This is a genomic window from Streptomyces sp. NPDC048295 (assembly GCF_040652135.1).
Classification (GTDB): domain Bacteria; phylum Actinomycetota; class Actinomycetes; order Streptomycetales; family Streptomycetaceae; genus Streptomyces.
On record NZ_JBEZLL010000019.1, the window covers coordinates 11,590 to 24,313 of the forward strand.

Genomic DNA, 12,724 nt, shown 5'->3' on the forward strand with positions numbered 1-12,724 from the left:
GCGTGCTCACTTCAGCCTGCTCGACGCCAGGATCGACACCAGGTGCAGGAGCGTCTGGAGCAGTGCGATGCCGGCCAGCACCGCGACCATCAGGCGGCTGAAGAACAGGTCGTCACGGACCGCGTCGAGGACGGCGGCCACCAGGATGACCAGTGACGCCTCGACCCCGAGGATCAGCCGGTGGAACTTGAGCGCGCCGGCGGCCCGGCGGGCGAGTGCCATCCCGGACGAGCGCGGCTCCGAGGCGGCCTCCTTGACCGGCGGCAGCCCGCCCTGGTGACGGGCGACGCCGACCAGGTCGGTCTCGGCCTTGATCAGGATGGCGCCGAGGGCCGCGAGCGTGCCCAGGAAGGCCCAGAGCCAGTCGATCCGTCCGGTGCCCCACAGGTCGGCGGCGCGCAGGCCGAAGCCGACCAGCACGGCCGCGTCGCAGAGGTACGCGCCGACCCGGTCCAGGTAGACGCCGCCCAGCGAGAACTGCTTCTTCCAGCGGGCCACCTCGCCGTCGACACAGTCGAGCAGGAGGTAGAGCTGGACCATGAGCACCCCGAGCAGCGCGCCGGGGATGCCCGGGACGAGCAGGGCCGGCGCGGAGAGTACTCCGGCGACCGTCATCACATAGGTCAGCTGGTTGGGGGTGACCTTGGTGTTCACCAGGTGCCGGTCGATGCGCAGCGAGATCTCGCGCATGTAGAGCCGACCAGCCCAGTGCTCACCGCTGCGGCGGTCCTTCACACCCGGGGGGTGCACGACCGGACGGAGTTCAGCTATGGATGGCTTTTGCATAGTCGGCGTACGCGTCCCTGATCTGGTCGGTGGACAGGTTGAGGTGTTCCAGGACGGTGAACCGCCCCGGGCGGGTCTGCGGGGCGTAGTCGACGGCCTGGACGAATTCTTCGGCGCTGAAGCCGATCTCGCCGGGCAGGACCGGCAGGCCGTGACGGCGCAGGGTGGCCGCCATGAGCAGCGACTCCTCGCGCGCGCCGCGCAGGTGCATGGCGAAACAGGCGCCGAGGCCGACCTGCTCGCCGTGGCTGGCCGCGCGCTTGGGATACAGCAGGTCGAAGGCGTGGTTGATCTCGTGGCAGGCGCCCGAGGCCGGCCGGGAGTCCCCGGCGACGGACATCGAGATGCCGGTCAGCACGAGTCCCTCGGCCAGCACCTTGAGGAAGGCGTCGTCGCCGATCCCGCCGGGGTGGCGGAGCACGGCCTCGCCGGCCTGGCGGGCCATGGCCGCGGCCAGTCCGTCGATCTCCTCGCCCTTGACCTCGTGGGCGAGTTCCCAGTCGGCCACGCAGGAGATGTTGGAGACCGCGTCGCCGATGCCGGAGCGCACGAAGCGGGCCGGTGCCTGGCGGACGATGTCGAGGTCGATGACCACCGCGATCGGGGTGGGGACTCCGTAGGAGCCCCGGCCGTTGTCGTTGTCGAGCGTCGCGACGGGTGAGCACAGACCGTCGTGGGCGAGGTTCGTCGCCACCGCGACCATGGGCAGCCCGACCCGCGCCGCCGCGTACTTCGCCACGTCGACGATCTTGCCGCCGCCGAGGCCGACCACGGCGTCGTACCGGTTTCCCTTGATGTCGTCGGCCAGTTTGACCGCCGAGTCGAGGGTGCCGTCGCTCACGGGGTACCAGTGGGCGCCGGGCAGCGCGGGGGTCAGCCGCTCGCGCAGGGCGCGCCCCGAGCCGTCGCTTATCGCGACGGCGAGCTTGCCGGAGGCGGAGATCCGCTGGTCCGCGAGGAGGCCGGCCAGATCGTCCAGGGCGCCGCGACGGATGTCGACGACGACCGGGGACGGGATGAGCCGGGTCAGTACTGGCACGCGATCTCACGGCCCTTCGCGAGGTCGTCGTGGTTGTCGATCTCCACCCACGTCACTTCGCCGATGGGGGCCACGTCGACGGTGAAGCCGCGGTTCACGAGCTCCTGGTAGCCGTCCTCGTAGTAGAGGTCGGGGTCGCGCTCGAAGGTCGTCCTCAGGGCGTCCGCGAGCTCCTCGGCGGCCTCGGGCTCGATGAGGGTGACGCCGATGTACTCACCGGTCGCGGTGGCCGGGTCCATCAGCTTGGTGATGCGCCGCACACCCTTGCCGTCCTCGGTGATGACCTTCATCTCCTCGTCGGCGAGGTGCTTCACCGTGTCGAGGGCGAGGATGATCTTCTGGCCGTTGCCCCGGGCCGCGAGCAGGGTCTTCTCCACGGAGACCGGGTGGACGGTGTCGCCGTTGGCCAGGATGACGCCCCGCTTGAGGACCTCGCGGGCGCACCACAGGGAGTAGGCGTTGTTCCACTCCTCGGCCTTGTCGTTGTCGATCAGGGTGAGGGTGACGCCGTACTTCGCCTCGAGTTCGGCCTTGCGGTCGTACACGGCTTCCTTGCGGTAGCCGACGACGACGGCGACCTCGGTGAGGCCTATCTCCGCGAAGTTGGCCAGCGTGAGGTCCAGGACCGTCTTCTCGCCGTCGACAGGCACGAGCGCCTTCGGAAGCGTGTCGGTGTAGGGGCGCAGACGCCGTCCTGCACCGGCTGCCAGTACGAGGCCGATCATGCGGGTTCTCCTTCGTCGTGAACGGCGGGTGCTCCGGAGGACACCCAGAAGCGGATGGACTCCACGAGCACCACCAGTGCCACCGCCACAGCGAGCGTGGTGAGTGCCACGGTGAAAGCCGGGTGCTGAGTGAATACGGCGGCGAGTACGGCCACCACCAGGGTGCGGCCCTCGTGCCCACCGATCGTGCGCACCAGCCACTGGGGCGGCGCACCGGTGCCGCCGCGGATGCGGTACACCGTGTCGTAGTGATGGTAGGCGACGGCCGAAACCAGCCCGAAAGCCGCGGGAAGGGCTCCCTGGACATCGCTGCGGGCCGCGAGGATCAGGATGGTGCAGTACTCGGCCGCCCTGAATATCGGGGGTACGAGCCAGTCGAGTGCGCCCTTGAGCGGGCGGGAGACGGCCATGCCGGAGAACATCGCGTAGACCACCGCGGCCAGGATGGTGTGCCAGCTGCCGAAGGGCTGCGAGAGCGCGGAGGCGATCATGAGCGCCCCGGCGAGCAGGGCCGTGAGCGGGGCGCTCCAGCTGCCGCCGAGCCGGGGCCCGACCACGGCGACGACCTGGGCGATCGGTCCGGAGTCGGCCAGCTCGGCAAGTGCCCGGGCGGCACGGTCGGTGCGCTCGGCCTTGCGGGTCAGGGAGCGCAGCAGCCGTCCGGCGGTGGTGTAGCAGGCGGCGAAGGCGCAGCCGATGAGCAGGGCGTAGAAGACGATCCGGGGGGTGGTCACCGCGGTCAGTACCGCGATCATCGCCCAGCGCTCGCCGATCGGCAGCACTATCATCCGGCGCAGCCAGACGGTCCAGCCGACGCTGTCGAGCCGGTCGGAGAGTGCTGCGGTGGGGCTCGAATTGGCCACGGCGTCGTGGTTGGCCTCGTTGAACGAGAAGTCGATGACGTGCCGGCAGGCCTGGAGCACCATCGCGCCGAGTGCGAGCGCCCATACGTCGTCGCCGCCGCGGGCGGCGCCGAGCGCGAGGCCCGCGTAGTAGGCGTACTCCTTGGCCCGGTCGAAGGTCGCGTCCAGCCAGGCGCCCATCGTCGAGTACTGGAGCGAGTAGCGGGCGAGCTGCCCGTCGGTGCAGTCCAGGACGAAGGAGAGGAGCAGCAGCAGCCCGGCGGCGATGTAGCCGCCGCGGGTTCCGGTCGCCGCGCTGCCGGCCGCGATCAGCGCGGTCAGCAGGGACGCGGTGGTGACCTGGTTCGGTGTGAGGCCGCGGCGGGCGCACCAGCGGGCGATGTAGCGGGAGTACGGGCTGATGAAGAACGTGGTGAAGAAGCCGTCATGGGCCTTCACCGCGCTGCGCAGCCGCACCGCCTCGTCGTCGACCGCCGCGCGGGCGCTCTGCGCCGCTTCGCGCGCGGGCCCGTCGACCGGCACGGCCGCGACCAGCGAGCCCAGCTCGGGGCGCTGGACGGCGGCGCCGTCGGCGTCCATGGTGGCCGCGATGCGGCCCGGCACGGTGCGGTCGGTGACCGGTGCGTCCGGCGGGCCCGTGGGGACGCCGGCGCCGACGGCCTCGGCCGTGGTGTCCAGGGCCCGGACGAGCGCGGGGCGCGCCTCCGGCTGCGCGGTGAGCGCGCCGGGCACGGTGGCTGCGGGAAAGCGCGGGTCGGTCAGTCCGAGCCGGAGGGCGTGGACATGGCCGACGAAGCGGGGATCGACCAGTGCGACGCGACGGTCCGCGGGGACGGCCGAGAGCAGCCGTGCGGCCTCGGTCACATCGGCGGCGGCCTGTACGTCGAAGCCCAGTGACCGCAGATCGTCCGCGAGCGACGACCCGGGTACCGGAGCACCGGTGAGGATGGCGGTCGACAGACGAACTCACTCCTTGGTGCTGACGGGGTCGGCGCGCGACTGTGCGGCCCGGAGACGGGCCGGCGGCACGTCGGCAGAGGCTATCGGATGAACGGAAGCGCGAGTTCACTGCCTGTTTGCGCTCTGTTCGATGTGGACCGGCATCATGCGACGCCGCCCGCGATCATCATCGTCGATCGCCGCCCCGCCTGACAAAACGCATCGGCGCGACCCACTCCCGGCCTTCGCGGCGCCGCTCTGACCTGCAAGCATTTCCGCAGGTCAGAGCATATGACAACGGTGTTCAGTGCCGTGTTGCCGGATACCCCCCACCCGTAGTTGACTTGCAGTGCCCGGGCCGACCGCGTCCGGGACGGCGAGACGACCGGGAGGCGTTCCCCATGGGGGCAGGGCACGACCACGGGCACACACACGGCGGGCCGCCGCCCACCGGCACGGCGGCCGCCGCGCACAGGGGACGGCTGCGGATCGCGCTCGGCATCACACTCACCGTGATGGTCGTGGAGATCGTCGGCGGTGTGCTCGCCGACTCCCTGGCACTGATCGCCGACGCGGCCCACATGGCGACCGACGCGCTCGGCCTGGGCATGGCGCTGCTGGCGATCCACTTCGCCAACCGGCCGGCCGGGCTGAACCGCACCTTCGGCTACGCCCGTGCCGAGATCCTCGCCGCGCTCGCCAACTGTCTGCTGCTGCTCGGTGTGGGCGGCTTCCTGCTCTTCGAGGCCGTCGAGCGCTTCATCACCCCGGCCGAGACCAGGGGCGGGCTGACGATCGCCTTCGCCCTGGTCGGCATGGTCGCCAACATGATCTCGCTGTCGCTGCTGATGCGCGGGCAGAAGGACAGCCTCAATGTGCGGGGCGCCTATCTGGAGGTGCTCGCGGACACGCTCGGCTCGTTCGCGGTGCTGATCTCGGCGGGGATCATCCTGGCCACCGGCTGGCAGGCCGCCGACCCGATCGCCTCACTGGTCATCGGCCTGATGATCGTCCCCCGGACCGTGAAGCTGCTCAGGGAGACGCTCAATGTGCTGCTGGAGTCGGCGCCCAAGGGGGTCGACATGGGTGAGGTACGGGCCCACATCACCGCCCTGCCCGGGGTGCTGGACGTACACGACCTGCACGCCTGGACGATCACCTCGGGAATGCCGGTGCTCTCCGCCCATGTGGTGGTGCGCCAGGACATGCTCGACTCGATCGGGCACGAGAAGCTCCTCCACGAGCTGCAGGGCTGCCTGGGCGTCCACTTCGACGTGGAGCACTGCACCTTCCAGCTGGAGCCGAGCGGCCATGCCGAGCACGAGGCCAGGCTCTGCCACTGAGATCCCCGGCCGGCAGGGCCGTGTAGGGTATTCGCAGAGGCGTTCGGCCTCCCGCATGTGCGAGAGAGGAGCTGAGGTTGATGACCGTCGCGACGGCGCCCGCCCGGCGCAGCATCCGGTCCCTCCTCATCTCCCGGGTTCTCGGCTAGCACCCCGACTCGCACCGGGTCGACTCGTTGGCCGGAGCCCTCGTACACCAAGGGTTCCCACGTTGACCGACAACGACCACGCCGTCCGTACCGAGGCGTTCTTCTCCCTGCACCACGGCCTGCCCCGGCAGAGCCCCGGCTCCGATGCCACCACCCGGCGGCTGCTGGAGCACACCGGCCCGTTGCCGCACCGTCCGCGCGTCCTGGACCTGGGCTGCGGGCCCGGCCGTGCCGCACTGCTCCTCGCCGCCGAGGCCGGCGCCGAGGTGACCGCCGTCGACCTCCATCAGCCGTTCCTCGACGAACTGCGCGAGTCGGCCGACGCCCGCGGGCTCGGCGGCCGTATCCGTACGGTCCGGGCCGACATGGCGGAGCTGTCCGGCCCCGGTTTCCCCGACGGGTCGTTCGACCTCGTCTGGGCCGAGGGGTCGGCGTATCTCATCGGTTTCGACACCGCCCTGCGTGACTGGAAGCGGCTGCTCGCCCCGGGCGGCTCCCTGGTCGTCAGCGAGTGCGTCTGGACGACGGACGCGCCGACCGCCGAAGCACGCGCCTTCTGGGAGCGTGAGACGTCGATGCGCCCCGTGGCGGGCAACACCGCGGCGGCCGTGGCGGCCGGCTACCACGTTCTCGGGGCTCTGGTGCAGCCCGACAGCGACTGGGACGAGTACTACGTCCCGCTCGCCGGCCGGGTCGAGGCCGCCGACGCGTCGGCACCCGGCATGGCGTGGGCGCTCGCGGCGACCCGCGAGGAGCTGGCCGTGCGGCGCGACCACGGTACGGAGTACGGCTACGCCGGCTACGTACTGCGTCCCGCCGACCCGCGCTGGACGACCCGGCCGGAGACGGCGGCGGACGCCGCGGCCGTGCACACGGTCAACGCCGCCGCCTTCCCGACCCCGGACGAGGCCGCTCTCGTCGACGCGCTGCGCGCCGACCCGGCGGCCTGGCTGCCCGGCCTCTCCCGGGTCGCGACGGACGGCCCGGACGGGGACGTCGCGGCCTACGCCCTGCTGACCCGGTGCCGGGTCGGGGACGCTCCGGCGCTCGCGCTGGCACCGGTGGCGACGGCCCCGGAGCACCAGCGCCGGGGGGCGGGGCAGGCGGTGGTGCGGGCGGTGCTCGACGCGGCAAGACTGCGCGGCGAGTCACTCGTCCTGGTGCTCGGTCATCCCGAGTACTACCCGAAGTTCGGCTTCGTTCCGGCGTCGCGGTACGGGATCCGGCCGGGCTTCGACGTCCCGGACGAGGCGATGATGGCCCTGGTGCTGGACGAATCCGCGCCGGTGCCGCAGGGCACGATCCTCTACCCGGCCGCCTTCGGCGTCTGACGCACCGTCCGGTCCCGCCGCGCCGCGTGGTGCGGCGGGACCGGACATGCGAGACCCCGAGGTGCGGACAAGCGGCTTTTGTACGGCAGACTTGACCGGAATCGACGGGACCGGCGCACCGGGCCGGGACCATAGCGAAGGATGGGTATGCCGACCACACCAGCCACCGCGGCGCACAGCTCGTCGAACGGCACAGCAGAAGCGATCATGCTCGAACTGGTCGACGAGAACGGCACCACCATCGGTACGGCGGAGAAGCTCGCCGCCCACCAGCCGCCCGGTCAGCTGCACCGCGCCTTCTCGGTCTTCCTCTTCGACGAGCAGGGCAGGCTGCTGCTCCAGCGCCGTGCGCTCGGCAAGTACCACTCCCCCGGTGTCTGGTCGAACACCTGCTGCGGTCACCCCTACCCGGGTGAGGCGCCCTTCGCCGCCGCGGCCCGGCGCACCTACGAGGAGCTGGGGATCTCCCCCTCCCTGCTGGCCGAGGCGGGCACGGTCCGTTACAACCACCCCGACCCCGCCTCCGGCCTGGTGGAGCAGGAGTTCAACCACCTCTTCGTGGGAATGGCGCAGGAGCGGCCCGCCCCGGACCCCGAGGAGGTCGGTGAGACCGCGTTCGTGACGGCCCAGGAGCTCACCGAGCGGCATGCCCGGTCGCCGTTCTCGGCCTGGTTCATGACGGTGCTGGATGCCGCGCGTCCGGCGATCAGGGAGCTGACCGGGCCGTCCGCCGGCTGGTGACGGGCGGGCGGCACCGGGCGCGCCGGCGGATGCCGGTGGTCAGGGCCTCGGGTTCAGCGGCAGCGCCGCCCAGATGATCTTTCCGCCGCCTGCGGTGTGCTCCACATCGCAGGCTCCGCCCGCTTCCCGGGTGATCTCCCGGACCAGCAGCAGACCGCGCCCGCCGGTCTGCGCGTAGTCCGTCTCCAGGGCCGTCGGCCGGTAGGGGTGGTTGTCCTCGACGGACACCCTGATCCACTCCTCGCCGACGGCCACCTCGACGGCGAGCTCCGGCGAGAGCAGCGCGGCGTGCTTCACCGCGTTGGTGACCAGCTCGGAGACGATCAGCAGCAGCCCCTCGGCGACGTCCTCGTCCAGCGGCACGCCCTGGCGCCTCAGCAGATCGCGTACCGCGTGCCGGGCCTGCGGTACGGAGACGTCCACGGCCGGGGCGGTGAACCGCCAGACTCCCTCGTACGACACGGGCCGGGCCGGGACACTTCCGCGGCTCTCCATAGTCCGGTACCCGCTCTCCGCTCGATGGTGACTGCACGTCGAGTACAGAGTGCGGGGCGTAGTCGACCCCGGCCGGGCCACTGAACAGAATTCGACCTCTATCGACATGTTCTGACCGGACGGAACACAAATGACTCAATCATTGAACCGATTCTGCTCGTTTCGCGGAGGTGAGTCGGGAAGCTCTCCGGTCACCCTCTGTTCCGAGACCATCGAGACGATACGCCGGCCGCCCACACCCATCGCGATCAGGCCGAGCCCGTCGAAGAGCAGTGCCAGGGAGAAGAAGAGGCCCAGCACGTAGAGACTGCTGTGCGGCCAGTCGAAGAGCACCAGCAGCCCCAGCAGCAGGCCGAAGGCGCCCTGCAGCAGCGTCCAGCCGAACTGCGGACCGCGCACCACCACGCTGCCCACGAGGCGGAACACCCCGCCGGTCAGGAAGAGCAGGGCGGCGAACATCGTCAGTGCCTCCGCCGTGCCGTGCGGGTGGCGGATGACGACGACTCCGGCGGCGATGTTCAGGGCGGCCACCACGACACCCAGCCAGAAGTAGTCGCTGCCGCGGGAGTCGATGGCGTGCAGCAGTCCGACGATGCCGCCGATCAGCAGCAGCCAGCCGAACAGGAGCATCGAGGTCAGCGTCGCGACGCCGGTGTAGACGAGACCGACGATGCCGGCCACGACGAGAAGGGTGCCGAGCAGGGCGAGCCAGCCGAAGCTGCGGCTCAGCCTCCTGCCCTCGGTTGCGGGATCGGCCACGGGAAGCTCCTCACGGTGCGTGCCTGTTCGGCGACCCCTTCTTGATCATAGGTTCGAACGGTACGGATAGCATCCGGCGCATGGACCGTACGGAACCCGGGCTGGAACACGCCGTCGCGAACGGCGTCGCCACCGTCGTGATCAGCAACCCCGCCAAACGCAATGCGATGACGGCCTCGATGTGGCGCGCGCTGCCCGCTCTGCTGGAGCGGCTGGCGGCCGATCCGGAGGTCCGGGTGCTGGTGCTGACCGGTGCCGGGGACACCTTCTGCGCGGGTGCGGACATCTCCTCGCTGCGGGACCCGGCGGGCGATCCGCAGGCGCTCGCCGTAGCGGCCGAGGAGGCGCTGGCCGCGTTCCCCAAGCCGACGCTCGCGGCGATCCGGGGCTACTGCGTGGGCGGCGGCAGCCAGCTGGCGGCCGCCTGCGATCTGCGGTTCGCGGAGGAGGGCGCGTCCTTCGGTGTCACCCCGGCCAAGCTCGGCATCGTGTACGCCGCGCCGTCGACCCGGCGGCTCGTGGCACTCACCGGCCCGGCCACGGCGAAGCACCTGCTCTTCTCCGGCGAGCTGATCGACACCGCACGGGCGCTGCGCACCGGTCTGGTCGACGAGGTGCTGCCGGCCGGCGAGCTGGGCAAGCGGGTCGAGGCGTACGCGGCGACCCTGACGGCCCGCTCGCAGCTGACGCAGGCGGCGGCGAAGGAGTTCTCCGCCGGGCGCGAGGACCGGGACGCGTACTGGGCGGAGCAGGCACGCGGCAGCGGCGACACCGCCGAGGGGGTCGCCGCCTTCCTGGAACGGCGCACGCCGCGCTTCACCTGGACGGTCCGTCCGCCCGCGCGCTACTGAAGGAGGTAGTGGCGCTGGGCGCGGAACCGCTCGACCATGGCCGCCGGGGCCTTCTCCGGCGAGCCCGCGTCGTACGGGGGCTGCGGGTCGTACTCGGTCAGCAGCTGTACGGCCATGGCGTGTTCGTCGCCCGCGATCCGGCCCGCCAGGGTGAGCCCCATGTCGATGCCGGACGAGACGCCGGCCGCGGTGACGTACTTCCCGTCGATGACGACGCGCTCGCCGGTCGCCTCTGCGCCGAACTCCTTCAGCACGTCCAGCAGGAGCCAGTGCGAGGTGGCGCGCCGACCCGTCAGCAGTCCGGCCGCGGCGAGCAGCAGCGAACCGGTACAGACGGAGGTGGTCCAGGTGCTGGTGGCATCGGCGGTGCGCAGCCAGCCGAGCAGCGCCTCGTTCTCCATCTGGTCGCGCTGGCCGGGGCCGCCGGGCACGATCACCACGTCCGGTGCCGGCACCTCGGAGAAGGACCTTTCGGCGACGAGCGTGAGGGTGCCGGTGTCATTGCGCACCGGCCCGGACCGTTCGGCGACGAACACGGTCTCGGCGCCGGGGGTGCGGACGAGCATTTCGTGGGGGCCCACCGCGTCGAGTGCGGTGAAACGGTCGAAGAGGACGATGGCGATCTGCATGAGTTCCCTTTCGTGGTCCGGCGGTCGGGCGGTCGGGCGGTCGGGCGAGCGGTCAGTCGGTGGCGGGCCGGATACGGAAGCGGCGGCGGTATTCGGCGGGAGCGGTGCCCAGCGCCTTGACGAACGCGCGGCGCATGGCCTCCGGGGTGCCGTAGCCGCAGGCGCGGGAGATGCCGGCGACGCCGTCGGTGGTGTCCTCCAGCAGTCTGCGGGCCTGTTCGAGGCGTACACGGTCGACATAACGGCCCGGCGTGAGGCCCGTCTCGGCCTGGAAGGCCCGGGCGAAATGACGGGGCGACAGACGGGCCCGGGCGGCGAGTGCCTCGACGCAGAGGTCCTCGCCGGGGTTCTCGGTGATCCAGTGCTGGACCTGGCGCAGCGGCTCGCGCCGGGCGGTCTGGGCGGTGAGCTGGGCGCTGAACTGGGCCTGGTTCCCGGGCCTGCGCAGAAAGACCACGAGGTGCCGGGCGATGCTGAGCGCGATGTCCCTGCCCTGGTCCTCCTCGACGAGCGCGAGGGCCAGGTCGATTCCGGCCGTGACCCCGGCGGAGGTGGCCAGCCGGCCGTCACGTACGAAGATCGGGTCCGGGTCGACCTCGACGGCCGGGTGGTTGCGGGCGAGGTGGTCGCAGACCGTCCAGTGCGTGGTCACCCGGTGCCCGTCGAGCAGTCCGGCTCCGGCGAGCAGCAGCGCGCCCGTGCAGACGGAGACGAGCCGTTCGGCCCGCGGGGCGTGTGTCCGCAGCCAGTCGACGAGTGCCGGGTCCGGGGCGCGGGTGCCCTCGCCGCCGGGTACGAGCAGGGTGTGGGGCGGTTCGGCGCCGGCCAGGGCGCCGTCCGGGACGAGGACGAGGCCGCTGCTGGTGCGGACCGGGGCGCCGTCGAGCGAGGCGGTGCGCAGCGCGTATCCGGCGCCGGGGAAGTGGGAGGCCCCGGCGAAGACCTCCACCGGCCCGGTGACATCGAGGCTCTGGACTCCGTCGTAGAGGACGACGAGTACGGATCGCTGCGTCATGGCTGTCATCCTGGTCGGCCCCGCATATGGCCGCAATGACGAAGAACCCACCTTTTCTGCCATGTCTGGGCCGCCGTGATTCGGGCACCGTCCGGGGTTACCAGGCGTACCAACCGGTCGGTAATGTGCCTTCATGAGTACTCTGCCGCCTCGCGCCGGACGCCGCTGCCACAACGCCGTCAACCCGCTGCACTCGACGTTCTACTTCTCCCCCGACCTCGGCAAGGAGTTCGGGGAGCTCGGCATCGACGACTCGAACGCCGCCTACTTCGCCACGCGTTCGGCGGCGATGGGCCCCGTCGGACCGGGCACGGTCACCGCGGCGTTCTACAACTTCAGCCACGACCTGGTGGCCCGGCACCTGCCCGCCGTCTGGTCCGTCGCCTCGCCGCAGGCGGTCCTGGACGCCCGGCTGCGCGCCGCCGACGCCACCCTGCGGCGGCTGCTGGGCGAGGAGATCATCGCCTCCCCGGAGCTGGCCGAGGCGGCGGAGCTCGCACTGCGCGCGGCCGAGGGGTGCACCCGACACGCCCGGCCGCTCTACGCCGCCCATGCCGATCTCCCGGTGCCCGAGGAGCCGCATCTGGCGTTGTGGCACGCCGCCGCGCTGCTGCGCGAGCACCGCGGCGACGGCCATCTCGCCGCACTCCTGACCGCCGGACTCGACCCTCTGGAGGCCCTGGTCAGCCACACGGCGACCGGCAAGGGAATGTCCCCGCGCTGGGTGCTCGCCACCCGGGGCTGGCGCCGCGAGGACTGGGACGCGGCCTGCGAGCGGCTGCGCGGGCGCGGACTCCTGGACCCCGAGGGCGAGTTGACGGAGGCGGGCGTCGCGCTCCGGGCGGAGCTGGAGGAGGCCACGGACCGGATGGACGCGGCCCCGTACGAGCACCTGGGCGCGGAGGGCGTGGAGCGGCTGACCGAGCTGGCGCGCGGGTTCCTGTTCACGGCGGCTTCGGCGGGCGCCTTCCCGGCCGATCTGATCGCGAAGAGCTGAGCCGCCGTCCGGCCGACAACGGGGGTGGCCGGGCGACACGGCGCCCGGCCACCCGGCACAAT

General features: G+C 71.7%; 13 protein-coding genes. 5 read left to right on the forward strand and 8 right to left on the reverse strand.

Annotated features, from left to right (window positions below; genetic code table 11):
• Positions 1-6: 6 nt before the first annotated feature.
• From AB0D53_RS25990 to AB0D53_RS26005, 4 genes are read right to left on the reverse strand one after another with little or no spacing between them, the layout of a single operon-like run.
• Positions 7-786, reverse strand: coding sequence for a CDP-alcohol phosphatidyltransferase family protein (locus AB0D53_RS25990; RefSeq protein WP_329817269.1), 780 nt, complete (start codon positions 784-786; stop codon positions 7-9).
• On the reverse strand, positions 764-1,825 hold the full coding sequence (locus AB0D53_RS25995; protein ID WP_362450644.1) for an iron-containing alcohol dehydrogenase family protein: 1,062 nt from the start codon (positions 1,823-1,825) through the stop codon (positions 764-766). Before AB0D53_RS25995 ends, AB0D53_RS25990 begins: the two co-directional genes overlap by 23 nt.
• Positions 1,813-2,550 carry a phosphocholine cytidylyltransferase family protein gene (locus AB0D53_RS26000; protein WP_362450646.1) on the reverse strand — a complete coding sequence of 246 codons (738 nt, stop codon included), beginning with the start codon at positions 2,548-2,550 and terminating at the stop codon, positions 1,813-1,815. The genes AB0D53_RS25995 and AB0D53_RS26000 overlap by 13 nt, the downstream gene beginning before the upstream one ends.
• On the reverse strand, positions 2,547-4,316 hold the full coding sequence (locus tag AB0D53_RS26005; RefSeq protein WP_362450965.1) for a DUF5941 domain-containing protein: 1,770 nt from the start codon (positions 4,314-4,316) through the stop codon (positions 2,547-2,549). Before AB0D53_RS26005 ends, AB0D53_RS26000 begins: the two co-directional genes overlap by 4 nt.
• Before the next feature lie 437 nt (positions 4,317-4,753).
• Between AB0D53_RS26005 and AB0D53_RS26010 the strand changes: the two genes are divergently transcribed.
• The 3 genes from AB0D53_RS26010 (at position 4,754) to idi (ending at position 7,916) form a co-directional block, all read left to right on the forward strand.
• Positions 4,754-5,695 carry a cation diffusion facilitator family transporter gene (locus tag AB0D53_RS26010; RefSeq protein ID WP_362450648.1) on the forward strand — a complete coding sequence of 314 codons (942 nt, stop codon included), beginning with the start codon at positions 4,754-4,756 and terminating at the stop codon, positions 5,693-5,695.
• A 211-nt stretch (positions 5,696-5,906) separates the two neighbouring features.
• Entirely contained in the window at positions 5,907-7,175 is a 1,269-nt protein-coding gene (locus AB0D53_RS26015; protein WP_362450651.1) for a bifunctional class I SAM-dependent methyltransferase/N-acetyltransferase, read from the forward strand.
• Between the two features lie 147 nt (positions 7,176-7,322).
• Positions 7,323-7,916, forward strand: coding sequence for an isopentenyl-diphosphate Delta-isomerase (gene idi, locus AB0D53_RS26020; RefSeq protein WP_329817275.1), 594 nt, complete (start codon positions 7,323-7,325; stop codon positions 7,914-7,916).
• Positions 7,917-7,955: 39 nt separating this feature from the next.
• On the opposite strand, the gene AB0D53_RS26025 is transcribed toward idi, so the two are convergent.
• Both AB0D53_RS26025 and AB0D53_RS26030 read right to left on the reverse strand, forming a co-directional pair.
• Positions 7,956-8,411, reverse strand: coding sequence for an ATP-binding protein (locus tag AB0D53_RS26025; protein ID WP_362450656.1), 456 nt, complete (start codon positions 8,409-8,411; stop codon positions 7,956-7,958).
• 135 nt (positions 8,412-8,546) lie between these two features.
• Entirely contained in the window at positions 8,547-9,170 is a 624-nt protein-coding gene (locus AB0D53_RS26030; protein ID WP_362450658.1) for an HdeD family acid-resistance protein, read from the reverse strand.
• Positions 9,171-9,250: 80 nt separating this feature from the next.
• On the opposite strand from AB0D53_RS26030, the gene AB0D53_RS26035 reads away from it, so the two are divergent.
• Positions 9,251-10,021 carry an enoyl-CoA hydratase/isomerase family protein gene (locus AB0D53_RS26035; RefSeq protein WP_362450661.1) on the forward strand — a complete coding sequence of 257 codons (771 nt, stop codon included), beginning with the start codon at positions 9,251-9,253 and terminating at the stop codon, positions 10,019-10,021.
• On the opposite strand, the gene AB0D53_RS26040 is transcribed toward AB0D53_RS26035, so the two are convergent.
• Positions 10,015-10,650, reverse strand: coding sequence for a DJ-1/PfpI family protein (locus AB0D53_RS26040; protein WP_362450664.1), 636 nt, complete (start codon positions 10,648-10,650; stop codon positions 10,015-10,017). The genes AB0D53_RS26035 and AB0D53_RS26040 overlap by 7 nt on opposite strands.
• A 52-nt stretch (positions 10,651-10,702) precedes the next feature.
• Positions 10,703-11,665, reverse strand: coding sequence for a GlxA family transcriptional regulator (locus AB0D53_RS26045; protein ID WP_362450666.1), 963 nt, complete (start codon positions 11,663-11,665; stop codon positions 10,703-10,705).
• Positions 11,666-11,798: 133 nt separating this feature from the next.
• Here AB0D53_RS26045 and AB0D53_RS26050 point away from each other — a divergent pair, with 133 nt between their 5' ends.
• Complete coding sequence (locus AB0D53_RS26050) at positions 11,799-12,662, forward strand: hypothetical protein (RefSeq protein WP_362450668.1); 864 nt, start codon at positions 11,799-11,801, stop codon at positions 12,660-12,662.
• Positions 12,663-12,724 lie beyond the last annotated feature (62 nt).